Source organism: Caulobacter sp. GW821-FHT10F06, assembly GCF_058809215.1.
On the sequence record NZ_JBXASK010000005.1, the window covers coordinates 343,100 to 368,498 of the forward strand.

Consider the following 25,399-nt stretch of genomic DNA (forward strand, 5'->3'; position numbering starts at 1 on the left):
TCCGACGGCCTTCACCGATGGGGCGTCCCTCAACACGAGACTAAACATCAGCATGGCTGACGATATGAGCTTCAACCCGACGCGCGACGATTTCGAAGCGCTGCTGAACGATTCCATGGGCGGCCGCGACTTCGCGGAAGGCACCGTCGTCAAGGGCATCGTTGTCGGTATCGAAAAGGACTTCGCCATCATCGACGTCGGTCTGAAGACCGAAGGTCGCGTGCAGCTGAAGGAATTCGGCGTCGACGAAGCCGGCAAGGCGACCGTCAAGATCGGCGACACCGTCGAAGTGTTCCTGGAACGCCTCGAAAACGCCCTGGGCGAAGCGGTCATCAGCCGCGAAAAGGCCAAGCGCGAAGAAGCCTGGACCCGTCTGGAAGGCGTCTACGCCCAGAACGTCCCGGTGCTCGGCGCCATCGTCGGTCGCGTCAAGGGCGGCTTCACCGTCGACCTGGGCGGCGCCTCGGCGTTCCTGCCCGGCTCGCAGGTCGACATCCGCCCGGTGCGCGACGTCGGCCCGCTCATGGGCAAGGAACAGCCCTTCGCCATCCTCAAGATGGACCGTCCGCGCGGCAACATCGTCGTCTCGCGTCGCGCCATCCTGGAAGAAGCCCGCGCCGAGCAGCGCACCGAACTGGTGTCGCAGCTGCAAGAGGGTGAAATCCGCGAAGGCGTCGTCAAGAACATCACCGACTACGGTGCGTTCGTGGACCTGGGCGGCATCGACGGCCTGCTGCACGTCACCGACATGAGCTGGAAGCGCGTCAACCACCCGAGCCAAGTGCTCGCCGTGGGCGACACCGTGAAGGTCCAGATCGTCAAGATCAACCCGGACACCCAGCGCATCAGCCTCGGCATGAAGCAGCTGCAGTCGGATCCGTGGGATGGTGTCGAAGCCAAGTACCCGGTCGGCGCCAAGTTCACGGGCCGCATCACCAACATCACCGACTACGGCGCGTTCGTCGAGTTGGAAGCCGGCGTTGAAGGCCTGGTGCACGTCTCGGAAATGTCCTGGACCAAGAAGAACGTCCACCCCGGCAAGATCGTCTCGACCTCGCAGGAAGTCGACGTGGTCGTGCTGGACGTCGATCCGTCCAAGCGCCGCGTTTCGCTGGGCCTGAAGCAGGCTCTGGCCAACCCGTGGGATTCGTTCCTCGAAACCCACCCGGTCGGCTCGACCGTCGAAGGCGAAGTCAAGAACGCGACCGAATTCGGTCTGTTCATCGGCCTCGACAACGACATCGACGGCATGGTGCACCTGTCGGACATCGACTGGAGCGCGTCGGGCGAAGAAGCCATGGCTCGCTACAAGAAGGGCGACGTCGTCAAGGCGAAGGTCCTGGACGTCGACGTCGAAAAGGAACGCATCTCGCTGGGCATCAAGCAGCTGGGCGGCGATCCGATGTCGGGCGACACCTACCGCAAGGGCCAGACCGTCACCGTGACCGTCACGGAAGTGACCTCGGGCGGCATCGAAGTTCGCTTCGGTGAAGACGACGCGCTGATGACCTCGTTCATCCGCAAGTCGGACCTGTCGCGCGATCGTCAGGAACAGCGCCCCGAGCGCTTCGCCGTGGGTGACCGCGTCGACGCTCAGATCACCAACATCGACAAGGCGGCTCGCCGCGTTTCGATGTCGATCAAGTCGCTGGAAATGGCCGAAGAAAAGGAAGCCATCGAGCAGTTCGGCTCGTCGGACTCCGGCGCTTCGCTGGGCGACATCCTGGGCGCCGCCCTGCGCGAGCGGGCCACCCCGAAGGAATAGTCTTCCGCCCCTTCATCGGGACTGAAGTCAGCGGCGGCCGGAGCAATCCGGCCGCCGTTTTCTTTTTGGGTTGAACCCTGCGGCGACGCCCTTAGGTTGTGAGGCTTGAGTTCGGCGTTGGGGGTGCGTGGTGTTCAAGAGTCTGGCGGCGCTGGCCGCGATCCCGGTCATGGTGGTGGCCGTGGCGGCCTTTCCCCTCCAGGCCCGAGCCGACGAGAAACCGCGCTACGCGCCGCCCGCCAAGTGGGTGCAGGTGGCCGAGGTCCCGGCCGCGCCCGACGATCCCCAGCCGCCCGCTATCCAGGCCCTCCTAGACGACAACCAGTCGCTGCACGCGGCCGACGGCTCGGCCTATTACAACCGCCGCGTGGCCAAGGTGACCAAGACCGAGGGCCTGGCCAATTCCGGCTCGCGCACCCTGACCTGGGATCCGCTGCGCGAGAAGGTCACGATCCACGACCTGTCGATCCTCCGCGACGGCAAGCGCATCGACGTGCTGCAGGGCGGCAAGGACGTGCTGGTCCTGCGCCGCGAGAAGAACATGGAGCGGGCCATGCTGGACGGGCGCATGAGCGCCAGCATCCAGATCAAGGACCTGCAGGTCGGCGACATCGTCGACTGGTCCTACACGCAAGAGCGCCACGACCCGGTGGTGGGCGGTCGCACCAATGATTTCGAGCGCCTGGGCTGGACCGGCAAGATCGGCCGCTACCGCGCGCGCCTGCTGTGGGACGACGGCGTGCCGCTGGTCTGGAAGGCCTCCACCGGCTATCCCGAGCCGAAGATCGGCAAGAGCGGCAAGACCAACGAGCTGCTGGTCGACGTCTCGGGTCTGGCTGCGCCCAAGCCGCCCGTCGGCGCGCCGGCCCGCTTCCTGCGCCTGGGCGAGCTGCAGGCCACCACCTATCGCGGCTGGGAGGACGTCTCCGCCCGCATGGCGCCGCTGTACGCCAAGGCCGCGACCCTGGCGCCGGACTCGCCGATCCGCGCCGAGGCCGCCAGGATCGCCGCCGCCTCGACCGATCCCAAGGTTCGCGCCTTCGCCGCCCTTCAGCTGGTCGGGGACAAGACCCGCTACCTGTTCCTGGGCATGGGCGACGGCGGCTACAAGCCCGCCCCCGCCGACGAGACCTGGTCGCGGCGCTTCGGTGACTGCAAGGGCAAGACCGTGCTGCTGCTGGCCCTGCTGCGCGAGCTGGGGATCCAGGCCGAGCCGGTGCTGGTCACCACCGTCGGCGGCGACGGCATGGACCTGCGCGTGCCCGCAGCCGCCCAGTTCAACCACGTGCTGGTGCGCGCCAAGATCGCCGGCCAGGACTACTGGCTGGACGGCACCCGCAGCGGCGACAAGGGCGGGATCGACGACCTGCAGCCGCCGTCGTTCCGCTGGGGCCTGCCGGTCCGCGAGGCCGGCGCGACCCTGGAGCCGATCGTCCAGACGCCGCTGGCCGCCCCCGTCAACGCGCTGACCCTGCGCCTGGACGCCTCGGCCGGTCTCGACGCGCCCGCCCCGGCCACCCTGACCCTGATCGCCCGCAAGGAGCCCGCCCGGGCCCTGGCGCGGATGATCGAGAGCGCCCCCAAGGCCGACCTCGAGCGCAGCCTCAAGCAGAGCCTGTCCAGCTCGATGAGCTGGATCAATTTCGAGACCATCGACTGGAAGATCTCGCCCGACGGCGATGTCGAGATCACCTTCAAGGGCCAGGCCGACATGGACTGGCGGCTGAACGACGACCTGGGCGTGCGCGAGTTCCGCCTGCCGGGATCGGGGGATTTCAAGACCACCACCTTCCCCCGCCGCGAGCCCGGTCCCAACAGCGACGCGCCGTTCGTCGTCAATTTCCCGACCTTCACCCGCTCGGTCACCGAGGTCGTCCTGCCCGCCAAGGGCGCGGGTTACGCCGTGAAAGGACCGAATCTCGACACGGTCATCGCCGGATCGGAAGTTCACCATAAGAGCGGAATCGTCGACGGAGTTGCGCGTTTCGACCACAGCACGCGCAGTATGACGCGAGAAATTCCCTTTTCCGACGCGGAGGAGGCAAACAAGACCCTGAGACGGTTAGCCGGCGAGGCGCAGATTGTCCGCGCGCCCAAAGGGGCCTGAAATTGAATCGCAACCAGCCTCTTGAAGACTCAACCACCCTTGGGCAAAGGTCCGGTCGCGCCAGTTCCTCCCACGGCGCCGGGGATATCGATGATCAAGTCTGAACTCATCGCCAGGCTCGCGAATGAAAATCCGCACCTGACGCAGAAGGACGTCGAGCGCGTGGTCGGCGTGATCCTGGAGCGCATGATCGGCGCTCTGGAAGGCGGCGGCCGCGTCGAACTGCGGGGCTTCGGCGCCCTGTCGGTGCGATCGCGTCCCGCGCGCTCGGGCCGCAATCCGCGCACCGGCGAAACCGTCGACGTCCGCGCCAAGCACGTGCCGTTCTTCAAGAGCGGCAAGGAACTGCGGGCCCGTCTCAACGCCGACGAATAGGGTCTTCCGCCCCCGGTCTTGACCGCGGCGGGCGAACGCCGTCAGCCTCGCCGACGTCACAGTGTGCGGCGAGGAATGGCGTCATGAGCATCATCAAGGAATTTCGCGAGTTCATCTCGCGCGGCAACGTCGTCGACCTCGCCGTCGGGGTGATCATCGGCGCGGCCTTCAACGGCATCGTCAAGAGCCTGGTCGACCAGGTGATCATGCCGCCGATCGGTCTGCTGACCGGCGGCCTGGACTTCTCCAAGCTGGAATGGGTGCTCAAGGCCGAGGACCCCGCGACCGAGGCCGTCGAGAAGGTGGCCGTGCAGTACGGCGCCTTCATCAACACCCTGATCCAGTTCCTGATCGTCGCCGCCGTGGTGTTCCTGCTGGTCAAGCTGGTCAACACCATCCGCCGCGCCGACGCCGCCGACCCCACGCCGGAAGCCCCGCCCGCCCCGACCCCGGGCGAGGTGCTGCTGACGGAGATCCGGGATTTGCTGGCCAAGACGGCGGAACCGGTCGCGGCCCCGGCCAAACCCGCGCCCAAAGCGTCGGCCAAGCCGAAGACCTAGGGTCCGGCCCACGAAACCCCGCTCTCCATGAGAGAGGGATTCAGGTCAGCCTAGACCCAACGCCCCAATCGCCTCGCGCGCCGCCGCTTGCCCCGTCAGCCACGCGCCATGCACCGTCGAGAAGGCGTCGGCCGAGCAGGCTTCGCCGGCGAAGAACAGGCGCTCGCCGACCGGCGCCGCCAGCCGGGCCCGGTCGCCGGCGTGGCCGGGCAGGGCGTGGGAATAGGAGCCGAGGGCCCAGGGATCGGCCGCCCAGGCGCTGGTCGCCAGCACATGCACTTTCGAGCGGATTCCGGACCCGTAGATCGCCGCCAGCTCCTCGATGGCGAAGTCGGCCGCCGCGCCGGGGCCCTGGCCCTCCAGCGCCCGCGCATGGGCCCCGCCGAGGAAGACTTCGATCATCGGTCGATGGAACGGCCGCAGGTGATAGCTGCCCGTGGCGGTGCGCTGGGGCGCGCCATAGAGCATGGTCTCGGCCGGGAAGGCTTCGGGCTCGTCGACCCGCAGGAACACCTTGTCGGCCAGGCCCAGCGGCAGGCCCTGGGCGGCCTCGATCTTGTCGGGCAGTTCGGGCCAGAACCTCAGGGCGCCGGTCGCCAGGATCGCGGTGGGCACGCAGACAATCACCGCCCGCGCCGACAGCACGCCGCGCGGCGTCTCCAGTTCCAGGCGCGGCCCGTCGTGGCGGATCAGCGAGACCGGGCACTCGAGCGCCATCTGCACCCGAGGCGCCAGGGTCGCCAGGCCCGCGCCATAGCCCTGGGCGACCCGCCAGTTGACCTCGCTGTCGTCATAGGCGGCGTAGTCGTGGACCGAGACCTGGTCGAACTCCGCGCCGTTGTAGAACGCGCTGAAGGCGTTCAGCAGCGGGTTCCAGCGGTTGCCGGGCTCGAGGAACACCGAGGCCGGCGCGTCGTCCGGCTCGCGGGCCGCCTTGGCCAGCCGTTCTTCATAGGCCTCGAAGGCCCGGCCGAACTCGATCTGGTCGGCGGGCGGCAAGGTGGGACTGTCGGACAGGCGCTCCCACGGCGGCGGGGTGCGGTCGATGGTCAGGCCCGCCGCCTCCAGTCGCGCCACCAAAGGATTGCGGTCGGCGGAGTGCAGCCACTCGGCGCCCAGGTCCAGCGGACCGACGGGGGATTGGACAGTATGGGCTCGCCCGCCGATCCGGTCGCGCGCTTCCAGCAGGGCGCAAGAGAAGGGCGTCGCGGCGATCGCGTCGGCGGCGGCCAGGCCCGCCGCGCCGGCCCCGACGATGGCGATGTCGACTTCGGTCATGGGCCTTCAACCTCGCCAGGGCGCCGGGGTTCCGCGTCGTCCCGGGCGGAACGACGCGGCGGTTCGGCCTATTTGGCGCCGGTCAGCGTAGGGCTGTCGAGGTCCAGCTTGGCGGCCGGGATCACCGTGGCGTTGGGCACGGCCTTGGTCAGGTCGGCGCCCATCACCTTGGCGTCGCCGGCGACGATGACACTGGTCTGGGCCGGGTCCATCTTGGCCTTGGCGAAGGCCTGGACGTCGGCGGCGCTGACCGCCTCGACCTTGCTGGCGTAGACCTTGATCTCGTCCAGCGGCACGCCGTAGACGGCCAGGTTGCCCAGGATGTCGGCCAGGCCCTCGGAGGTGCCCAGGTCACGGCCGAAGCCGCCGACCAGCACCGATTTGCGGGCGGTCAGCTCGCTGGCCGAGGCCGGCTCGGCCGCCAGGCGGGTCAGTTCGGTGCGCAGCAGGCCCACGACCTCGCCGGCCGATTCGTTCTTGGTCTGCACACGGGTAGCGAAGCCGCCGAACTGGCCCTGCGGGGTCAGGCTGGAGCCGGCGCCGTACGACAGGCCGCGCTTGATGCGGATTTCCTGGTTCAGGCGCGAGGAGAAGCCCACGCCCAGTACGGTGTTGGCCACCAGGCCCGAATAGTAGCTGGGATCGGCGCGGGTGATGGCCGGCTTGGCCAGCACCACCGAGGCCTGGCCGGTGCCCGGCAGGTCGATGATCACGCTGCGCGGCGTGTAGCCGGTCGGGGCGGCCGGCTTGGCCGGGGGCGGCGTGGCGGGCTTCTTCCAGCCGCCGAAGGCCTGCTCGGCCAGGGCGAAGCCGGCCTCGGGCGTCAGGTTGCCGGTCAGCACCAGGATGGCGTTGTCGGGCCGCCAGGCGGCCGCGTGGGTCTTGACCAGGTCCTCGCGCTTGATCTTGGGCAGCGAACCGGGCGTGCCGCCCGCCACGTGGCCATAGGCCGAGCCGGCATAGAGGATGGTCGGGGTGGCGAAGCCGGTCAGGCCGCCGGGGCGCTGGAACGACACCGACAGACTGTCCAGGGTCTCGGCGCGAACGCGGTCCAGCTCGTCGGCCTTGAAGGTCGGGTTCTGGGCGACGTCGGCCATGATGGTCATGGCGGCCGGGGCCTTGTCGGCGATGACGCTGAGGGTCAGGGACGAGGCTTCCCAGCCGGAGGCGGCGGACAGGTTGGCGCCCAGGGCCTCGGTCTGGCGGGCGATGTCGACGGCGCTGCGGGCGCCGGCGCCTTCGGTCATCAGCTCGGCGGTCAGGCTGGACGTGCCGGCCAGGCCGGCGGGATCGGAGCTGGCCCCGCCCAGCACGGTGAGATCGGCGGTGATAAGCGGCAGGTCGCTGGACTTGGCCACGATGACGCGCAGGCCGTTGGCCAGGGTCTTTTCGGCCGGCGAGGGCAGGGCGGCCGGGACCGGCGCGGCGACGGCCGGCGGCTTCTGACGCTCGGCCTCGGGGGCCAGGGTGGTGACCACGCCGTCGAACTTCACCGAGGCGACCTTGGGGGCGACCGGGGTGACATCCTTCTCGCCCTTGGGGCGGGCGGTTTCGGGCAGGTAGCGGATCACCGTGCGGCGGTCATCGCGCAGATAGGTCTGGGCCACGCGCTGGACGTCGGCGGCGGTCACCGCCTGCAGGTCGGCCAGGTCGGTGTTGGCGCGGGCGGCGTCGCCCTCGGTCAGCAGGGCGTAGCCGATGGCGAAGGCGCGACCGTCGATCTCCTCGCGCTTGCGCACCGCGTCGGCCAGCAGGCCGGTCTTGGCCTCGGCCAGTTCGGCGGCCGAGGGCGGGGCGTCGCGCAGGCGGGCGACCTGGGCGCGCAGGGCCGTCTCGCCCTGCTCGGCCGTCTTGCCGCCGGCCATGATCGCACCGACGTAGAAGATGCCGGGCTGCAGATTGCCGTTGCCGGACGAGAACACGGACTGGGCGATCTTCTGCTCGTAGACCAGGCTGTCATAGAGCCGCGAGGACTTGCCGCCCGACAGGATGGCGTCCAGCACGGTCAGGGCCGCGGCGTCCTTGGCGGCGGCCGGCGGAGCCTGCCAGCTGATGGCGATGGCCGGCAGCGGCACGTTGGGACCGTAGGTGTTGACGGTCTTGGGGCCGGTGCGGGCCGGCTCGACCGTGGTCACCTTGGGCAGGGGCGTCGACGGCGTCTTCAAGGGCGCGAAATACTTGTCGATCATCGCCGACAGCTGCGCCTCGTCGAAATTGCCGGCCACGATCAGGGCGGCGTTGTCGGGGCGGTAGTAGGTGGCGTGGAAGGCCCGCACATCGTCGACCGTGGCCGCGTCCAGCTCCTCGATCGAGCCGATGCCCGGGCGCTTGTACGGGTGGTCGGTGAACGACTGCTGGGTGATGTAGAGCGAGAACAGGCGGCCGTACGGATTGGCCAGCACGCCCTGGCGCAGCTCCTCCTTCACGACATTGCGCTCGGACACGAAGGTCGGCTCGTCGATCACCAGGGTGCTGAGGCGGTCGGACTCGGCCCACAGCAGGCGCTCCAGGTGATTGGCCGGCACCACCTCGTAGTAGTTGGTGAAGTCGTCCCAGGTGGAGGCGTTGTTGAAGCCGCCGACGTCCTCGGTCAGGCGGTCGAGGTTCTCGCTGGGCATGTTGCGCGTCGACTTGAACATCAGGTGTTCGAAGAGGTGCGCGAAGCCCGAGCGGCCGTTGGGATCGTCCTTGGATCCGACGCCGTACCAGACCTGCACCGAGACGTTCGGGGTCGTCGTATCGCGGGCCGTGAACACCTTCATGCCGTTGGCCAGCACGCGCTCCTTGTAGACGATCGGCGGCACGCTGATGGCGGCTTCAGGAGCCGGCGCCGCGAAAGCCATCGGCGACAGGGCGGTGGTCGAAAGGGCCAGCGCCACGAGGGCGGCCTTGGCGGCGGGACGGATCATGCGGGGCGTCTCCAGGAACACGGGTCGTGGCGACCCTAGCACCGCCCTCGAACGGCGAAAGCTTACCGTCTTGTCATGAATTACGTGGATGACGGAACCCTGCCGCCGGCTCCGCGTTTCGAGGTTCGGCCGGGGACCGGGGATAGATTTGACCAGTAGCGTTTTAAGGGACCGCCTTCGCGCGGCCACGGCCGAAGACCATGCGGCGCTCGACAGCGCCGTAGGCGAGTGGCGTCTCGACGACGTCGCCGACTATCGCGCCTTCCTGCAAGCTTCGGCCGACGCCGTGGCGCCGCTGGAGTTGGCGCTGGAGGCGTCGGGCGTCCAGGCGTGGCTGCCCGACTGGTCGGCGCGCGCCCGCCGCCAGGCCCTGATCTCGGACCTGCAGGCCGTGGGCGGCGTCGCGCCGGGTCCCACGCCGCTGCCGATGATGCGCAAGGCCTTCGCCACCGGGCTGCTCTACGTGCTGGAAGGCTCGCGCCTGGGCGGCCAGGTGCTGTCGCGCCGCGTCGAGTCCGGCAAGCGCGACCTGCCCACCAGCTATCTGCGGCACGGCCAGGGCGACGGGCTGTGGCGCAGCTTCCTGTCGTGGATCGAGAGCGCCGACACCGTCGCCTTCAAGACAGACGAAGCCATCTCCGGCGCCCGATATGGGTTTCGGCGTTTCGCGGACGCCTTCGAATCCGCGCGCCGGTTGCGGAGCGTGGATGTCTGAGCTTGTCGCCCCCGAGACCTCACCCTCCGAGTCCTCCTTCCAAGTCGACCTGACGAACTGCGATCGCGAACCGATCCACGTCCTGGGTTCGGTGCAGCCGTTCGGCTTCCTGCTGGCGGTCAATTCCGATTGGGTCGTGGCCCACGCCTCGACCACCACCTTGCGGTTTCTGGGCCTGGGTCCTGACGACCTGGTCGGCAAGCCCCTGACCCAGGTCGCCAGCGGCCACGCCATCCACGCCCTGCGCGGCCGCCTGCAGGTGATGCGCGGCGACGACGCGGTCGAGCGGATGTTCGGTCAGCCCCTGGTCGAGGGCGGCGCGCCGTTCGACATCGCCATGCACTATTCCGGCCGCCTGCTGATCATCGAGGGCGAGCCCAGCGACAAGGACGTGCTGATCGAGGCCGCCTCGGCCGTGAAGTCGATGACCGCGCGCCTGGCCCAGCGGCCGGTGTTCGAGGACTTCTGCCACGAGGCCGCCCGCCAGGTGCGGGCCCTGACCGAGTTCGACCGGGTGATGGTCTACCGCTTCGCCCAGGACGGGGCCGGAGAGGTGATCGCCGAGTCTGTGCGGCCGGGCATCGGCTCGTTCCTGGGCCAGCGCTATCCGGCCTCGGACATCCCCGTGCAGGCCCGAGCCCTCTATGAGCGCAACTGGCTGCGGATCATCGCCGACGTCGACGCCGAGGTCTCGCCGATCCTGCCGCCGGTCAACGCGCGCAGCGAGCCCATCGACCTGTCGATGAGCATGCTGCGGGCCGTCTCGCCGATCCATATCGAGTATCTGCGCAACATGGGCGTGGCCGCCTCGCTGTCGATCTCGATCCTGCGCAACGGTAAGCTGTGGGGGCTGTTCGCCTGCCACCACTACCGGCCCCGCCAGGTCTCCTACGAGCGCCGCACGGCCGCCGAGCTGTTCGGCCAGCTGTTCTCGCTGATGCTGGAAAGCCGCGAACGCGACGCCGAGGCCCAGGTCCAGGTCCAGGCCCGCGCCCTGCACGACCGACTGATGACCGCCGTGGCCGCCGCCCTGCCGGGCGCCGACAGCCTCAGCCCTTTCCTCGACGAGTTGTGTCAGCTGGTGAAATGCGACGGCGTGGCCCTTTGGCTGGGCGGCCGCCTGACCCTGCGCGACGCCACGCCCGACGCGCGCCAGGTCCAGGCGCTGGTCTCGGCCCTGGGCGGCAAGACCACCCACGCGATCTTCGCCACCAGCGAGCTGTCGGCCGTCCTGCCCGAGGCCGCGACCTGGGGCGACAGCGTGGCCGGCATGCTGGCCATCCCCCTGTCGCGCACGCCCAAGGACTACCTGCTGTTCTTCCGCCTGGAGGAGGCCCAGACCGTGGTCTGGGGCGGCAAGCCGACCAAGCTGGCCCAGATCGGTCCGCTGGGCGACCGCCTGACCCCGCGCAAGAGTTTCGAGGCCTGGGTCGAGACGGTGCGCGGCCACAGCCGGCCGTGGACCGATGGCGAACAGGCCCTGGCCGAGAGCCTGCGGGTCACCCTGCTGGAAGTGGTGCTGCGCCTGACCGACCTGGCCGACGACGAACGCCGTCGGGCCGAGCAGCGCCAGGAACTGCTGATCGCCGAGCTCAACCACCGGGTCCGCAACATCCTGGGCCTGATCCGGGGGCTGATCAGCCAGAGCCGGTCGGGCGTCGCCACCGTCGAGGAATTCGCCGAGGTCATCGGCGGCCGCGTCCAGGCCCTGGCCCGGGCCCACGACCAGATCACCAAGCAGCAGTGGGGACCCGGCTCGCTGCGCGACCTGATCGTCGCCGAGGCCGAGGCCTATCTGTCGAACAAGGCCACCCGCGTGCAGCTGACCGGCCCGCCCGTGGCCGTCGCGCCCGACGCCTTCTCGATCCTGTCGCTGGTGATCCACGAGCTGATGACCAACTCGGCCAAGTACGGCGCCCTGTGCGACCAGCGCGGCCTCGTGACGGTGGAGTGGTCGGTCGGCGACGACGGCGCGCTGGTCATCGCCTGGCGCGAAAGCGACGGCCCTCCGGTCAAGACGCCGACCCGGCGCGGCTTCGGCTCGACGATCATCGAGCACTCCATCCCCCATGACCTGGGCGGCGAAGTCACTGTCGACTACCACCCCCAGGGCCTGCGGGCCCAGCTGACCATCCCGGCCCGCTATGTCGAGATGGCCGAGCCGGCCCGCGGCCTGAGCGACATCCAGCCGCGCGCCGCCGTCCCGGTGCGGGCGCCCGAGCGCATCCTGGTGCTCGAGGACAACATGATCATCGCCCTGGACCTGGAGGACATGCTGCTGCGCCTGGGCGTGCGCGAGGTGGTGGTGACCTCGGGCGTGCAGGCCGCGCTGGAAGCCTTGGCCGAGCATCAGCCGCCCTTCGCCATCCTCGACGTCAATCTCGGGGCCGACACCAGCTTCGCCGTCGCCGACGCCCTGATCGCGGCCGGCACGCCGTTCGCCTTCGGCACCGGTTTCGGCGACAGCGCGGCCTTCCCCGACCGCTTCCGGGGCGTGCCGGTGCTGCAGAAGCCCTACAACGCCGACAGCGTCGCGGCGTTGTTCTAGCCTGCGGCGACGGCCGTCTACTCCAGGATAAAGCGGGCCCGCTGGGCCGCGCTCGGAACCATGCAGACGTCCCTCTTGCCCATCAGCCGATAGCGATTGGCGGCGATCCAGTCATAGGCCGCGTCGGCGGGTCTCCGGGGCAGGCGGTCGATGAAGGCCAGCCAGCGCCAGGGCGGCCTCAGCCGGCGCAGCAGGGCGCCGATGGCGGCGGTCTTCTCCAGCGCCCGGCCGCCGTCCAGGAACAGGAAGCTGGCCGGATGGTCCGGATCGATCCCGTGCGCCTGGGCCAGCCGGCGGCCATAGGGCGACTGGATCGGCGTGAAGCGGATGACGCCCTCGCGATCCAGGGCCAGCACCAGGGCCACCGAGCCCGAGCAGATGTTGCAGACGCCGTCGAACAGCCACAGCCCGTCGGGCGGGTCGGACGCCTGGCTCATCCGGACGCCTCGCATTCGCGGCGCAGGGCCCGCAGCGCCTCGGGCACGTCGCGGCGCATCAGGCCGCTCAGTACCGGAACCGGCACGGCGAAGGGGGCGGCCGCCCACATCTCGTAGGTCACCCGCGTGCCGCCGGCCTTCAGCGGCTCCAGGGTCCAGGTCCCCTCGCAGGCGCGGATGTCGCCGCCGATGCAGGTGAAGCGGATCGTCCGATCGGTCTCGAAATCGACCCGCGAGGTCGAGCGCATGGTCGGCAGGAAGAAGCCCCATTTGACTAGGTGCTCGCGGACCTCCGAACGGCCGTCCGGCGCGCGCGAGATCACCTTGCAGCGCTTGACGCCCGGGGTCATGCGGGCGGCGCGGTCGCAATCGAGGATGGTGCGCCACACCACCTCGGGGGCGGCGGGGATGTCGATGGCCGCCTTGACCATGCCGCCCCGGCCTTGGGCGTCGGCGTGGGCCTCGATGGGAATGTCGCCGGCCCGCAGCCGCGCGGGCCAGTCGGCGTCGGCCAGGGCCGGTCCGGCCAGGCTCAGGAACGCAACGAGGATCAGCAGCCGGCGCATCATGCTGAAGCTAACGCGCCGGCCGCGAATCCGTCAGGCCCCCGCTCGATTTTTCACGAGATCGTCCACGACCGAAGGATCGGCGAGCGTCGAGGTGTCGCCCAGGCTCCCCAGTTCGTTCTCGGCGATCTTGCGAAGGATGCGGCGCATGATCTTGCCCGAGCGGGTCTTGGGCAGGCCGGGGGCCCACTGGATGACGTCCGGGGCGGCGAACGGGCCGATCTCGTGGCGAACCCACAGGATCAGCGCCTTGCGCAGCTCAACCGTGGGGGTCTCGCCGGCCTTGAGCGTGACATAGGCGTAGACGCCCTGGCCCTTGATGTCGTGGGGATAGCCGACCACGGCGGCCTCGGCGACGGTCTCGTGGGCGACCAGGGCGCTCTCGATCTCGGCGGTGCCCAGGCGGTGGCCCGAGACGTTGATCACGTCGTCGACCCGGCCGGTGATCCAGTAATAGCCGTCGGCGTCGCGCTTGCAGCCGTCGCCGGTGAAGTACTTGCCGGGATAGGTCGAGAAATAGGTGTCGAAGAAGCGCTGGTGGTCGCCATAGACCGTGCGCATCTGGCCCGGCCAGCTGTCGGTGATCACCAGGTTGCCCTCGGTCGCGCCGTCCAGAACCTTGCCTTCGGCGTCGACCAGCTGCGGCTTGACGCCGGGCAGGGGCTTGGAGGCCGAGCCGGGCTTTAGGTCGGTCGCGCCCGGCAGGGGCGTGATCAGCATGCCGCCGGTCTCGGTCTGCCACCAGGTGTCGACGATCGGCAGCTTCTCCTTGCCGACCACGCGGTGGTACCAGAGCCAGGCCTCGGGATTGATCGGTTCGCCGACGCTGCCCAGCACCCGCAGCGACGACAGGTCGTTCTTGGTGACGTGCTCGTCGCCCTCGCGCATCAGGGCCCGCAGCGCGGTGGGGGCGGTGTAGAAGATCTCGACCTTGTGCTTGTCGATCACCTCCCAGAACCGGCTGGGGGTGGGATAGTTGGGCACGCCCTCGAAGATCAGGCTGGTCCCGCCGTTCGAGAGCGGGCCGTAGACGACGTAGGAGTGGCCGGTGACCCAGCCCACGTCGGCGGTGCACCAGAACACTTCACCGGGCTTGTAGTCGAACACCGCCCAGAAGGTCCAAGACGCCCAGGCCAGATAGCCGCCGGTGGTGTGCAGGACGCCCTTGGGCTTCCCCGTCGAGCCGGAGGTGTAGAGGATGAACAGCGGATCCTCGGCGTTCATCGGCTCGGGCGGGCAGTCGGGCGAGGCGGCGTCGCGCACGTCGCCATAGACCACGTCGCGGCCCTCGACGACCGGGACGTCAGCGCCGGTCCAGCGGATCAGCAGCACCTTCTCGACCTCGGGGCACTGCAGCAGGGCCTCGTCGACATTGGCTTTCAGCGGCACGCGCTTGCCGCCGCGCCGGCCCTCGTCGGCGGTGATGACCAGGCGGCTTTCGCAATCCTGGATGCGGCCGGCGATGCTGTCGGGCGAGAAGCCGCCGAACACCACCGAGTGCACCGCCCCGATGCGGGCGCAGGCCAGCATGGCCACGGCGGCCAGCGGCACCATCGGCAGGTAGATGGTGATCCGGTCGCCCTTCCGGGCGCCCAGGTCCTTGAGCACATTGGCCATGCGACAGACTTCGTCGTGCAGCTGGCCGTAGGTCAGGGTGGAGGAGACGCCGGGATCGTCGCCCTCGAAAACAAGGGCGACGTCGTCCTTCTTGTGCGGCAGGTGACGGTCGATGCAGTTGGCCGACACGTTGAGAACGCCGTCCTCGTACCAGCGGATGCGGAAGTCGTCCTTGGCGTAGGAGACGTCCTTGATCTTCGTCGGAGCCTTGATCCAGTCGAGCCGGGCGGCGATGTCGCGCCAGTAGCCTTCCGGATCGGCTTCGACCCGCGCGACGGCGGCCTCGTAGGCGGCGGCGTCGATATGCGCTTCGCGCGCCAGGGCTTCTGGAACCGGGAAAACCTGTCCGTCGCTCACGCTGTCACTCCCTTGGTCTTGTTGCGGCGGGAGTATGCGAAGGCGACGCTTGGGCGCAAGGATACCATTGCGGTTTCTTGCGCGATCCGGTCGCGCTATGCCGAGTTACCTTTGTTCAGGAGTCCCTCGATGCTGCTCGCCCTCTCTACCTGGTCCGAGATCGAGACCTTCCTGAAGACGTCCAAGACCGTGGTGGTGCCGATCGGCTCCAACGAGCAGCACGGCCCCACGGGCCTTCTGGGCACCGACTGGCTGTGCCCGGAGATCATCTCGCACGAGGCCCAGAAGCTGTCCGACACCGTGCTGGTGGCCCCGACCTTCAACATCGGCATGGCCCAGCATCACCTGGCCTTTCCGGGCACCATCTTCCTACGGCCCTCGACCTTCATCGCCGCGATCGGCGACTGGGTGCGGTCGCTGGGCGCCCATGGCTTCGAGCGGATCTATTTCCTCAACGGCCACGGCGGCAATGTCGCCTCGATCGAGGCGGCGTTCTCGGAGATCTACGCCGACTACAGCTTCCGCGGCGCGCGGGCGCCGTTCGCTCTGAAGCTGAAGAACTGGTGGGACCTGGCCGGCGTCAACGCCCTGGCCAACCGCCAATTCCCCGTCGGCCACGGCAGCCACGCCACCCCGTCCGAGATCGCCGTGACCCAGTGGGCCTATCCCGAGACTATCAAGACCACGGCCTATGAGCCCAAGATCGCGCCCTCCGGCCCGATCCGCGAGGCGCTGGACTTCCGGGCCCGCTACCCCGACGGCCGGATGGGGTCGGACCCGGCGCTGGCGACGCCGGAAAAGGGCGGCGAGCTGGTGGCGATGGCCGCCAAGGCGCTGATCGAAGACCTGGCGGCGTTCTCGGCCGAGCGGGCGCCGACTTAAAAGCACAAAAGCTTGTCATCCCGGAAGCCTCGCAGAGGCTGTCCGGGACCCAGGGGCAACCGCACTGCGGCGGTCCTGGGTCCCGGCTCTCCGCTTGGCTGCGGGCGGGATGACAAGCTTTGTTTGAGTTGAAGGTTTGGCTCAGGCCGCCCGAAGGTGACCACCCGCCTGCCCGCCATCGATCCTCAGCTCGCTCATCCGCGCGGCCAGGCGCGTAGCTTCCTGCGCCAGGGCGTGGCTGGCGGCGGTGGTTTCCTCGACCATGGCGGCGTTCTGCTGAGTGACCTGGTCCATCTGGTTCATGGTCGTGTTGACCTCGGCTAGGCCGCGGGCCTGCTCGGCGGCCGAGGCGGCCATTTCGCCGACCAGCTGGTCGATCTGGTCGACCTCGCCGGCGATGGCGCGCAGCGCCTCGCCGGCCTTGCCGACATATTCTACGCCCTGGCCGACTTCGGCGGCGCTGGCGGCGATCAGGGTCTTGATCTCCTTGGCCGCGTCGGCCGAGCGCTGGGCGAGCGCCCGGACTTCCTGTGCGACGACGGCGAAGCCGCGACCGGCTTCACCGGCCCGGGCGGCCTCGACGCCGGCGTTCAGGGCCAGGAGATTGGTCTGGAAGGCGATCTCGTCGATGACGCCGATGATCTGGCCGATCTGCTGCGAGGACTGCTCGATGGCGCCCATCGCGCCCACGGCCTGGTCGACGATGGCGCCGCTGGCGCCGGCGGCGCTGCGGGCCCGCTCGACCACCTTGCGGGTGCGGCCCGCGCCCTCGGCGGTCTGGCGCACGGTGCTGGTGATCTCGTCCAGCGCCGCGGCGGCCTCTTCCAGGCTGGCGGCCTGGTGCTCGGTGCGGCGCGACAGGTCGTCGGCGGCCTCGGTGATCTCGGCCGTGCCGCCATGGATCATCGACACCCCTTCCAGCGAGGCGGCGATGACGCCCGACAGCTTGTCGACGGCGGCGTTGTAGTCGACGCGCAGACCTTCATAGCCGTCGGGGAAACGCTGGCCGATGCGGTGCGACAGGTCGCCTTCCGACAGGTGGCGCAGGGCCTCGCCCAGGTTGCCGACGACGGCCTTCTGAGCGGCTTCCTCGGCGTCGCGACGACGCTCGGCGGCTTTACGCTCGATCTCCAGGGCTTCGCGGACGTCGGAGGCTTCCAGTTCCTTCTGGCGGGCCTCGACGGCGTCGTGGAAGGCGTGCAGGGCGGTGGTCATCTCGCCGATCTCGTCCTTGCGGCCGTCCTTGGGCAGGACGACGTCGAGATCGCCGGCGGCCAGGCGGCGCAGGGCGTGGGTCACGGCGACCAGCGGCATGACCAGGCCGCGCTTGGCGGCGATCATCAGGCCCACGGCGAAGGCGGCGGCGGCCAGCAGCAGGGCGCCCATCACCGCCTGGCCCAGCAGGCTCATGGACTGGGCGGCGTGGGTGTCGCGGTTGGCGGCGGCCTCGATCTTCACCGAAGCGCCTTCCATCTTGTCTTCCAGGGCCGAGAACTGCGTCCCGAAGCCCTGCAGCTTGCCGCGCGCCGAGGCCGGATCGGTGTCGGCCAGGCCCACGATCTCTTCGGCCGAGGCGATATAGGTGGCCAGCGGGGCGCTCACCTCGCCGAGCGCGGCCTTGACCGCCGGGTCGCGGGCCAGGGCGTTGCTGGAGGCGATGTCTTCCTTGAAGGCCTTGGTGTGGTCGGCCAGATCGGCGCGCACGGCCTTCAGGTCGACGCCCAGGGCGGGGTCGCTGGACATGATGCCGCCCATGACGTCGGCGCGCAGGGCGTCGTGCATCATGTCGGCGTGCATGTGCAGCCGCAGGATCTTGGAGGAGGCCTCGGCCCGGGTCAGGGCCGAGTCCAGGCTGAGGGCGACCCACAGGCCGGTGCCGGCCGTGGCCGCGCACAACAGCGCCGCGCCGGCGCTCGCGCCCATGACTTTGCGGCTCAAAGACGCCATGTCGATCTCTCCCTCGGCCTATGGTTCGGCGGGAGCAGCATGGCGGGGACATGTCTAACGCGGCTTAACCATGCGAGCGGCAAAGTGTCGCGCGCCCGACGATGGCCGTCAGGCCGTCAGCACCGCGTCGCCCTCGAGGCGAACCGGCCATGGCGTCAGGCGCTCGCCCGAGCATGGACCGGCCACGCAGGCGCCGTCCTCGATCTTGAAGAGCGCCCCATGGCCGCCGCACAGGATCAGGTCGTTTTCGCGGGTCAGGAAGCGGCCGCTGGGTCCGGCCAGGGGCCAGCCGGCGTGCGGGCAGCTGTCGACATAGCCGAACAGCTGTCCGTCCTTGCGCACCACCACGCCCGCGAACACCGCGCTGTCGACGCGGAAGCGAAAGCCCATCGCGCCGGGCGAGGGGATCTCGTCCAGGGCGCACAGGCGCGCGCCCGGCGCGGGGCGGGCAGGATTGTCGGGGTCGGTGCGCATTCCGTTAAATCCTGTCATCCCGGCCAAGCGCGAAGCGCGTCGAGCCGGGACCGCCGGAAGCTCCGAGCCTGCCGTGGTCCCGGGTCTGCGCTGCGCTCCGCCCGGGATGACAGTTTGGTCGGATCACAGCGCGCCGATCGCCAGGCGCCAGGGGCGGACCTCGACGCTCTCGAACACGCCGGCGGCGGTGAAGGGGTCGTTGTCGGCCTGGGCCTGGGCGGCGGCCAGGTCGTCGGCCTCGACGATCAGCAGCGAGCCGATCGGATTGCCGTCCTCGCCCAGCAGGGCGCCGGCCAGCTTCAGGCCGGTCGACTGGTTCAGATAGTCCAGGTGCGTCGGGCGGGTGGCCAGGCGGGTGTCCAGCGCGCCGGGCTTGTCCTTGCAGGTGATGGCGAAGAGGGGCATCGGGCGGGTCCTTGGTTACGTGTGTCCGGTCAGGTGGGTGCGTCCTTCGAGGCCCGCTGCGCGGGCGCCTCAGGATGAGGAAATCAATAAACGATCCTCATCCTGAGGTGCGTAGCGCAGCGCAGCCTCGAAGGACGCAAGGTCTCTAAACTTCAGCCTTCAGCGGCCGCGACAGCAGGCCGGCGATGGCGGCGTCGACCTCGGCTTCGCCGGCCAGGATGGCGGCGACGGCCTGGCAGATCGGCATGTCGACGCCCAGCTTGGCCGACAGCTCGCGCACGGCCGGGGCCGAGGCGACGCCTTCGGCCACCGACAGCTTGCCGGCCAAGGCTTCTTGCAGGGTCATGCCTCCGCCCAGGGCCAGGCCGACGCTCATGTTGCGCGACTGCGGGCTGGAGCAGGTGAGCACCAGGTCGCCCAGGCCGCAGAGGCCGGCGACGGTCTCGGCCTTGCCGCCCAGCGCCACGGCCAGGCGGGTCAGTTCGGCGAAGCCCCGGGTGATCAGGGCGGCGTGGGCGCTGCGGCCCAGGCCCTTGCCCTCGACGACGCCGCAGGCGATGGCCAGCACGTTCTTGACCGCCCCGCCGGCCTCGGCCCCGATCATGTCCGCGGCGATATAGGGGCGGAAGGTCGGGGTGGCGATGGCCTTGGCGATGGCCCGGCCCAGCGCCTCGTCCTCGCAGGCCAGGGTCACGGCGGTGGGCAGGTTGCGCGCCACCTCGCCGGCGAAGCTGGGCCCCGACAGCACGGCCAGAGGCGCGTCCGGCAGGGTCTCGACCGCGACCTCGGTCATCAGTTTCAGCGTGCCCTGCTCGACGCCCTTGGCGCACAGCACCACCGGCACGCCCGGCCGCAGGTGCGGGGCCAGGGCCTTCAGGGCCGAGCGCAGGTGCTGGGCCGGCGCGACGGCCAGGATCAGGTCGCAGGAGGCCAGGCCCGCCATGTCGGCGACGGCGGCGATCTCCGGCTCCAGGGCCACGCCCGGCAGGAACAGAGTGTTCTCGCGCTGGGCCTCGATGCTGGCGACCACCTCGGTCTCACGCGCCTGCAGGGTGACCTGAAGACCGGCCCTCGCGCAGACCTGGGCCAGGGCCGTGCCCCAGGCTCCGGCGCCGATGACGCCAGCGTGCTTGAAGGCCCCGTGCTGAAAGGTCATGCCTTGGCTCCCTTGCGGCCGAAACTGTTGCTCGGATTGGATAACGCGGCGGCCTCGTCCAGCGGCCAGCGCGGCCGGGCGACGGCGTCCAGATCGTCGGAGATGCCCAGGGCCAGCCGCTCGGCGCCGGCCAAGGCGATCATCGCGGCGTTGTCGGTGCAATAGGCCAGCGGCGGGGCGTCGAAGGAAAAGCCGTTGTCGTCGCAGTTTGTCTTCAGCGCCGCCTTGACCGCGCCATTGGCCGCGACGCCGCCGGCCACCACGAAGCGCAGCGGCTGGCCGGGATGGCTTTCCTTGTAGAGCTTCATCGCCCGGTCGGTGCGCTCCGACAGCTGGCGGGCGATGGCGGTCTGGACGGCGGCGGCCAGATCGGCGCGCGACTGTTCGTCGGTGATCTTCTCGGCCTGGCGGGCGGCGGCGGTCTTCAGGCCCGAGAACGAGAAGTCGCAGTCCTTGCGGCCCAGCAGGGCGCGCGGCAGCTCGAACTTGGACGGATCGCCCGTCGCCGCCAGCTTCTCCAGGGCCGGACCGCCCGGATAGGGCAGGCCCAGGGACTTGGCGATCTTGTCGAAGGCCTCGCCGGCCGCGTCGTCGATGGTGGTGCCCAGGCGGGTGCAGGCGCCCACGCCGGCCACTTCCAGCAGCTGGCAGTGGCCGCCCGAAACCAGCAGCAGCAGGAAGGGATAGGGAATGTCGGCGCCCAGGCGGGCCGAGACCGCATGGCCTTCCAGGTGATTGACCGCCACCAGCGGGACGTCGCGGGCCAGGGCCACGGCCTTGCCGAACGCCAGCCCGACCATCACCCCGCCCACCAGGCCTGGGCCGGCGGTGGCGGCCACGCCGTCCAGGTCCTCGAACGCCAGGCCCGAGGCGCGCATGGCCTCGGCGGCGATGGCGTCTATGGCCTCCACATGGGCGCGGGCGGCGATCTCGGGCACCACCCCGCCGAACGGGGCGTGCTGCTCGAACTGGGTGCCGATGATCGAGGACAGCACCGCGACCGTCCCGTCGTCCGCGCGGCGCACGACCGAGGCCGCGGTCTCGTCGCAGCTGGTCTCCAGGCCAAGAATGGTCAAATCGGGCATTCTGTTGCGGGCTTTCCGCCGCTCCTGTAGCAGCAGGGCTTCTAATCTTGTCCCCGCAGGTAACGTTCCGACCGTGTCCCGGCAACCTCCCATCCGCATCGGCGCCCGTGGCTCCAAGCTGTCCCTGGCCCAGTCGGGCCTCATGCAGGCCCGCATCGCCTCTGCGCTTGGGGCGAAGCCCGGCGAGGAGCAGGACTTCGCGCCGCTGATCCCGATCGTCACCAGCGGCGACCGCATCCAGGACCGGCGGCTGATGGAGATCGGCGGCAAGGGCCTCTTCACCAAGGAAATCGAGGAAGCCCTGCTGGACGGCCGCATCGACTGCGCCATCCATTCGCTGAAGGACATGCCGGCCGAGCTGCCGCCGGGCCTGATCCTGGCCGCGACTCCCGAGCGCGAGGATCCGCGCGACGCCTTCATCAGCAACATCTGCGAACGGCTGGAAGACCTGCCCCGGGGCGCGCGCCTGGGCACGGCGTCCTTGCGTCGTCAGGCCCAGGCGCTGCACGTACGGCCCGACCTCGACGTGGTGATGCTGCGCGGCAATGTCGACACGCGCCTGGCCAAGCTGGAGCGCGGCGAGGCCGACGCCATCCTGCTGGCTCAGTCGGGCCTGAACCGCCTGGGCCTGGGCCACATCCCCAAAAGTTGGCTGGACCCGATCGCCTGCCCGCCGGCCCCGGGCCAGGGCGCTCTGGTGATCGAGACGCGCCTCGAGGATGTCGGCGCCGACTGGCTGGAGGCCGTGCGCTGCCGGCCGACCACGATCTGCGTGGCGGCCGAGCGCGGGGCGCTCTACGCCCTGGAAGGCTCGTGCCGCACGGCCATCGGCGCCTATGCCCTGCTGGACGGCCAGACGCTTTCGATGATCGTCGAGGCCCTGACCCCCGACGGCGTCCAGCGCTTCCGCCGCGAGGGCGAGGTGACGCTGGACGGCGCCGACGACGTGGCCGCCGCCCGGGCCTTGGGCCTGGAGCTGGGCGGCGCGGTGCGGGTCGAGGGCGGCGACGCCCTGGTCCTGCACGACTAGGCCATGAGCGCGCCCTCGCCACATGAAGGCGGCGGGACGGTCTGGATCACTCGCGCCCAGCCCGGCGCCGAAGCCACCGCGCGCCGCGTCGAGGCCCTGGGCTTCACGCCGCTGATCGATTCGCTGCTGGAAATCCGCGACCTGTCGCCGGCCGTCGACCTGACGGGCGTCGCGGCCCTGGCCTTCACCAGCGCCAACGGCGTCGAGGCCTTCGCCAAGCTGATCGCCGCCCGCGATCTGCCGGTGTTCGCCGTGGGCGAGGCGACCGCCCAGGCCGCGCGTTCTGCGAGCTTCGGCGAGCCGTCCAGCGCCGACGGCGATGTCGAGGCCCTGGCCCGGTTGATCGCCGACCGTCGGCCCGGCCTGGTGCTGGCCGTGGGCGCGCGCGAGCCCGCCGCCGACCTGCCGGCCCTGCTGGCCGCCGATGGCGTCGCTGCCCGGTCGCTGGCCGTCTACGCCGCCGAGGATCGCGCGCCCAGCGCCGAGACCCTGGCCCGGCTGCCGACTCTGGATGCGGTTCTGTTGCATTCGCCGCGCGCCGCGCGAGGGCTTGCCGCGATCCTCCAGGTCCGCCCGGCGCCAGGTTTGCGGGCGCTGTGCCTGTCGGCCGCCGTGGCCGAGCCGCTGGCGAGCGCAGGAGAAAGCGGCCTGCTGGCGTCTGTGGCCTTTGCGCCGCGGCCTCGTGAATCCGCCCTGCTGGATCTCCTTACGCGATAGCTTGAACATTGCGCGCAGGGGCCGCGTCGGGCACGAATGGGGGCATGAACGCCGCTCCAGATCCCGCTGAAATCATCGCCCCCAGCGATCCTGCGATCTATGCCCGCCGACGCCCGCTGCTGGGTCCCGGCTTCTGGGCGATGGTGGCGTTGTGCGTGTTCTGCGTGGTCCTGGGCGCGCTGGTCACCCGCTTCGGTCCCGAATGGTTCCCGCTGACCCCCAAGGCCAGCCAGGGTGACGTTCGCGCCACGCCGGCCGCCGCGCCGCCCAGCGCCCGCACGCCGGTCGGCTCGCCCGCGCCGCTCGACGCCAACCCGCCGGTGGCCGTCACGCCGTCGGCCGAGATCGATCGGCTGGAGACGCGAATCGCCACCTTGGAAGCCGGCCAGAAGGGCGTGGTCGACGCCGCCTCGGCGGCCCTGGCCGCCGCCGCCCTGGCCGAGGCGGCCCAGACCTCGCGGCCGTTCGGCGAGGAGCTGGCCAGCCTGGAGCGCGTGCTGCCGCTGTCGCCCGACCTGCGGGCCCTGTCGCGCCTGGCCCAGACCGGCGCGCCGACCCGCACCGGGCTCGCGGCCGAGTTCGAGAGCCTGGCCGGCCGCGCCGCCACCGCCGCTCGTGATCCCGGCGAGGAGGCCGACCTCTTCGCCCGCCTGCGTTACGCCCTGTCCAGCATCGTCTCGATCCGCCAGGTCAGCTCGACGCGCGGAACCACGCCCGACGCCAAGCTGGCCCGCGCCCAGCGCCTGCTGGACGAGGGCGACGTCGAGGGCGCCATCCGGGCGCTGGACGCCATTCCCGACGCCGCCCGCGTTGTGCTGGCTCCGTGGCTGGCCTCGGCCGAGCGCCGGGTCGAGATCGACCGCCACGTCTCGGCCATCCGCGCCGACGCCCTGGCCGGCCTGGCCCAGGTCTCGCGGGGTGGCGCGTCATGATCCGCGCGGCCTTCATCCTCTTCCTGGTCGCCGCCGTCGCGGTCGCGGCCGTGGCCCTGACCGGCGAGCCGGGCCGCGCCCATCTGGACTGGATGGGCTGGCGGGTCGAGATGACCGCCGCCGCCGCGGCGCTGCTGACCCTGTTCTCGGCCCTGATGGCCACCATCCTGTGGAGCGGCCTGATCTGGGTGATCGGCGCGCCGCGCCGCGCCGCCAGGGCCCGAGCCGAAAGCAAGCGCCAGCAGGGCGTCGAGGCCCTGTCGCGCGGCTTCCTGGCCGTGGCCGCCGGCGACGGGTCCGAGGCCCGTCGCTTGGCCCAGAAGGCCTCCGACCTCGCCGAGGACGCGCCGGCCCTGGTCCGCGTGCTGGCCGCCCAGGCCGCCGAGACGGCCGGCGACCACGCCGCCGCCAAGGCCGCCTACAACGCCATGCTGGGCTTCCCGGAGATGCGGCTGGCCGGTCTGCGCGGCCTGATGCAGACGGCCCTGGCCGAGGGCGACAGGCTGACCGCCGTCCGTCACGCCGAGACCGCCTTCGGCCTGGCCCGCACCGCCCGCTGGGCCTGGCGGGCCCTGCTGGAATCGCGGCTGGAGGCCGGCGACTGGGCTTCGGCCCTGGATCTCGCCCAGGGCGCTCTGGACCGCAAGATCGTGCCGCCGGTGGTGGCCGAGCGAGCGCGCGCCGCCCTGCTGGCCGCCTCGGCCGCCAGCCTGCAGGACGCCCAGGAGCCCAAGAAGCGCGCCCAGGCCCTCGATTTCGCCGCCCAGGCCGTGAAGCTGAAGCCCGACTTCGCGCCGGGCGTGGTGATGGCCGCCCGCCTGCTGGCCGCCGACGGCAAGGTCGCCAAGGCCGGCCAGTTGATCGAGGCCGCCTGGAAAAGCGCCCCGCACCCAGCCCTGTGGCTGGCCTATCGCGACCTGAAGACCAACGAGACCCCCAAGGCCCGCGCCGCGCGCCTGGCTGCCCTGGCGGCGATGAAGCCCGACGCCCGCGAGAGCCGCATCCTGCGCGTCGAGAGCGGCTTGATCGGCGGCGATCCCGTCGCCGCCCGCGCCGCCGCCCGCCTGATCGACGAAGAGGCCCCCACGGCCCGCTTCGCCGGCCTGATGGCCCGGGTGGCCTTCGCCAATGGCGAGGGCGACGAGGCCCGCGCCTGGATCGCCCGGGGCGCGGCCGCGCCGCAGGAGCCCGACTGGTCGGACCTGGATCCCGAAGGCCGCGCCTTCGCCTATGGCCGCGAGGACTGGGCCCGTCTGGCCGTCAGCTTCGCCGAGACCGGTGAGCTGATCCATCCGCGCCACGAGCGTCGCGAGCGGACCATGAACGACCTGCCCGAGCTGCCGTCGGCCTATGTGGAATCCACGCCCTTCGTCCGCGCGGCCGAGGTCGGCGGGCCGCTGATGCCGATCCCGGACGACCCCGGCGTGTTCGACGTCGCGCCGCTTCCGGAGCCGCTCGGCGAGGGCCCCGCGCCCCGTCGCAATTCAGGCGCACGTAGGCGCTTGGCAAGCGGCCCTCGCGCCGCTAAATAGGCGCC

General features: G+C 70.5%; 21 protein-coding genes. 11 read left to right on the forward strand and 10 right to left on the reverse strand.

Features of this window, described 5'->3' with window-relative positions; all coding sequences use genetic code 11:
• The first annotated feature begins 52 nt into the window (after nt 1-52).
• The 4 genes from rpsA to mscL all read left to right on the forward strand — a co-directional run bounded on the left by rpsA (nt 53) and on the right by mscL (nt 4,807).
• A complete protein-coding gene (rpsA, locus tag AC1RUS_RS13650; protein ID WP_492916952.1) occupies nt 53-1,765 on the forward strand; it encodes a 30S ribosomal protein S1 in 1,713 nt (570 codons plus the stop codon).
• A 130-nt stretch (nt 1,766-1,895) separates the two neighbouring features.
• Nucleotides 1,896-3,872, forward strand: a complete 1,977-nt coding sequence (locus AC1RUS_RS13655; protein ID WP_492916954.1) for a DUF3857 domain-containing protein — start codon at nt 1,896-1,898, stop codon at nt 3,870-3,872.
• A gap of 90 nt (nt 3,873-3,962) precedes the next feature.
• Nucleotides 3,963-4,247 carry an integration host factor subunit beta gene (locus AC1RUS_RS13660; protein ID WP_035048510.1) on the forward strand — a complete coding sequence of 95 codons (285 nt, stop codon included), beginning with the start codon at nt 3,963-3,965 and terminating at the stop codon, nt 4,245-4,247.
• Between the two features lie 83 nt (nt 4,248-4,330).
• Nucleotides 4,331-4,807: a large-conductance mechanosensitive channel protein MscL gene (gene mscL, locus AC1RUS_RS13665; protein ID WP_492916956.1), complete on the forward strand. Its 477-nt coding sequence runs from the start codon at nt 4,331-4,333 to the stop codon at nt 4,805-4,807.
• Nucleotides 4,808-4,852: 45 nt separating this feature from the next.
• Here the strand turns inward: mscL and AC1RUS_RS13670 are convergent, their stop codons facing one another.
• Both AC1RUS_RS13670 and AC1RUS_RS13675 read right to left on the reverse strand, forming a co-directional pair.
• Nucleotides 4,853-6,085 (reverse strand): flavin monoamine oxidase family protein, encoded by a 1,233-nt coding sequence (locus AC1RUS_RS13670; RefSeq protein ID WP_492916958.1) that lies wholly within the window; start codon nt 6,083-6,085, stop codon nt 4,853-4,855.
• A gap of 68 nt (nt 6,086-6,153) precedes the next feature.
• Nucleotides 6,154-8,994, reverse strand: coding sequence for a M16 family metallopeptidase (locus AC1RUS_RS13675; RefSeq protein ID WP_492916960.1), 2,841 nt, complete (start codon nt 8,992-8,994; stop codon nt 6,154-6,156).
• A gap of 148 nt (nt 8,995-9,142) precedes the next feature.
• On the opposite strand from AC1RUS_RS13675, the gene AC1RUS_RS13680 reads away from it, so the two are divergent.
• Both AC1RUS_RS13680 and AC1RUS_RS13685 read left to right on the forward strand, forming a co-directional pair.
• Nucleotides 9,143-9,709, forward strand: coding sequence for a biliverdin-producing heme oxygenase (locus tag AC1RUS_RS13680; protein ID WP_492916962.1), 567 nt, complete (start codon nt 9,143-9,145; stop codon nt 9,707-9,709).
• Entirely contained in the window at nt 9,702-12,257 is a 2,556-nt protein-coding gene (locus AC1RUS_RS13685; protein ID WP_492916964.1) for an HWE histidine kinase domain-containing protein, read from the forward strand. The genes AC1RUS_RS13680 and AC1RUS_RS13685 overlap by 8 nt, the downstream gene beginning before the upstream one ends.
• A gap of 17 nt (nt 12,258-12,274) precedes the next feature.
• On the opposite strand, the gene AC1RUS_RS13690 is transcribed toward AC1RUS_RS13685, so the two are convergent.
• From AC1RUS_RS13690 to acs, 3 genes are read right to left on the reverse strand one after another with little or no spacing between them, the layout of a single operon-like run.
• On the reverse strand, nt 12,275-12,694 hold the full coding sequence (locus AC1RUS_RS13690; RefSeq protein WP_492916966.1) for a thiol-disulfide oxidoreductase DCC family protein: 420 nt from the start codon (nt 12,692-12,694) through the stop codon (nt 12,275-12,277).
• Complete coding sequence (locus AC1RUS_RS13695) at nt 12,691-13,263, reverse strand: SRPBCC family protein (protein WP_492916968.1); 573 nt, start codon at nt 13,261-13,263, stop codon at nt 12,691-12,693. Before AC1RUS_RS13695 ends, AC1RUS_RS13690 begins: the two co-directional genes overlap by 4 nt.
• A gap of 30 nt (nt 13,264-13,293) precedes the next feature.
• Nucleotides 13,294-15,234, reverse strand: coding sequence for an acetate--CoA ligase (acs, locus tag AC1RUS_RS13700; protein ID WP_492916970.1), 1,941 nt, complete (start codon nt 15,232-15,234; stop codon nt 13,294-13,296).
• Between the two features lie 129 nt (nt 15,235-15,363).
• Here acs and AC1RUS_RS13705 point away from each other — a divergent pair, with 129 nt between their 5' ends.
• On the forward strand, nt 15,364-16,116 hold the full coding sequence (locus AC1RUS_RS13705) for a creatininase family protein (RefSeq protein ID WP_492916972.1): 753 nt from the start codon (nt 15,364-15,366) through the stop codon (nt 16,114-16,116).
• Nucleotides 16,117-16,257: 141 nt separating this feature from the next.
• On the opposite strand, the gene AC1RUS_RS13710 is transcribed toward AC1RUS_RS13705, so the two are convergent.
• The 5 genes from AC1RUS_RS13710 to tsaD all read right to left on the reverse strand — a co-directional run bounded on the left by AC1RUS_RS13710 (nt 16,258) and on the right by tsaD (nt 21,183).
• On the reverse strand, nt 16,258-18,063 hold the full coding sequence (locus tag AC1RUS_RS13710; RefSeq protein ID WP_492916974.1) for a methyl-accepting chemotaxis protein: 1,806 nt from the start codon (nt 18,061-18,063) through the stop codon (nt 16,258-16,260).
• 108 nt (nt 18,064-18,171) lie between these two features.
• Nucleotides 18,172-18,537, reverse strand: a complete 366-nt coding sequence (locus AC1RUS_RS13715; RefSeq protein ID WP_492916976.1) for a Rieske (2Fe-2S) protein — start codon at nt 18,535-18,537, stop codon at nt 18,172-18,174.
• A gap of 123 nt (nt 18,538-18,660) precedes the next feature.
• Nucleotides 18,661-18,942, reverse strand: coding sequence for a YciI family protein (locus AC1RUS_RS13720; protein WP_492916978.1), 282 nt, complete (start codon nt 18,940-18,942; stop codon nt 18,661-18,663).
• 145 nt (nt 18,943-19,087) lie between these two features.
• Nucleotides 19,088-20,098, reverse strand: coding sequence for an NAD(P)H-dependent glycerol-3-phosphate dehydrogenase (locus AC1RUS_RS13725; RefSeq protein ID WP_492916979.1), 1,011 nt, complete (start codon nt 20,096-20,098; stop codon nt 19,088-19,090).
• The gene (gene tsaD / locus AC1RUS_RS13730) at nt 20,095-21,183 is read right to left on the reverse strand and encodes a tRNA (adenosine(37)-N6)-threonylcarbamoyltransferase complex transferase subunit TsaD (protein ID WP_492916980.1); all 1,089 of its coding nucleotides are present in this window, start codon (nt 21,181-21,183) and stop codon (nt 20,095-20,097) included. Before tsaD ends, AC1RUS_RS13725 begins: the two co-directional genes overlap by 4 nt.
• Before the next feature lie 73 nt (nt 21,184-21,256).
• On the opposite strand from tsaD, the gene hemC reads away from it, so the two are divergent.
• The 4 genes from hemC to AC1RUS_RS13750 are packed head-to-tail and all read left to right on the forward strand — an operon-like array spanning nt 21,257 to nt 25,394.
• Nucleotides 21,257-22,213, forward strand: a complete 957-nt coding sequence (gene hemC, locus AC1RUS_RS13735) for a hydroxymethylbilane synthase (protein WP_492916981.1) — start codon at nt 21,257-21,259, stop codon at nt 22,211-22,213.
• A 3-nt stretch (nt 22,214-22,216) separates the two neighbouring features.
• Nucleotides 22,217-22,930, forward strand: a complete 714-nt coding sequence (locus AC1RUS_RS13740) for a uroporphyrinogen-III synthase (protein WP_492916983.1) — start codon at nt 22,217-22,219, stop codon at nt 22,928-22,930.
• Between the two features lie 44 nt (nt 22,931-22,974).
• Nucleotides 22,975-23,862: a COG4223 family protein gene (locus tag AC1RUS_RS13745; RefSeq protein WP_492916985.1), complete on the forward strand. Its 888-nt coding sequence runs from the start codon at nt 22,975-22,977 to the stop codon at nt 23,860-23,862.
• Nucleotides 23,859-25,394 (forward strand): heme biosynthesis protein HemY, encoded by a 1,536-nt coding sequence (locus tag AC1RUS_RS13750; RefSeq protein ID WP_492916987.1) that lies wholly within the window; start codon nt 23,859-23,861, stop codon nt 25,392-25,394. The genes AC1RUS_RS13745 and AC1RUS_RS13750 overlap by 4 nt, the downstream gene beginning before the upstream one ends.
• The last annotated feature ends 5 nt before the right edge of the window (nt 25,395-25,399 follow it).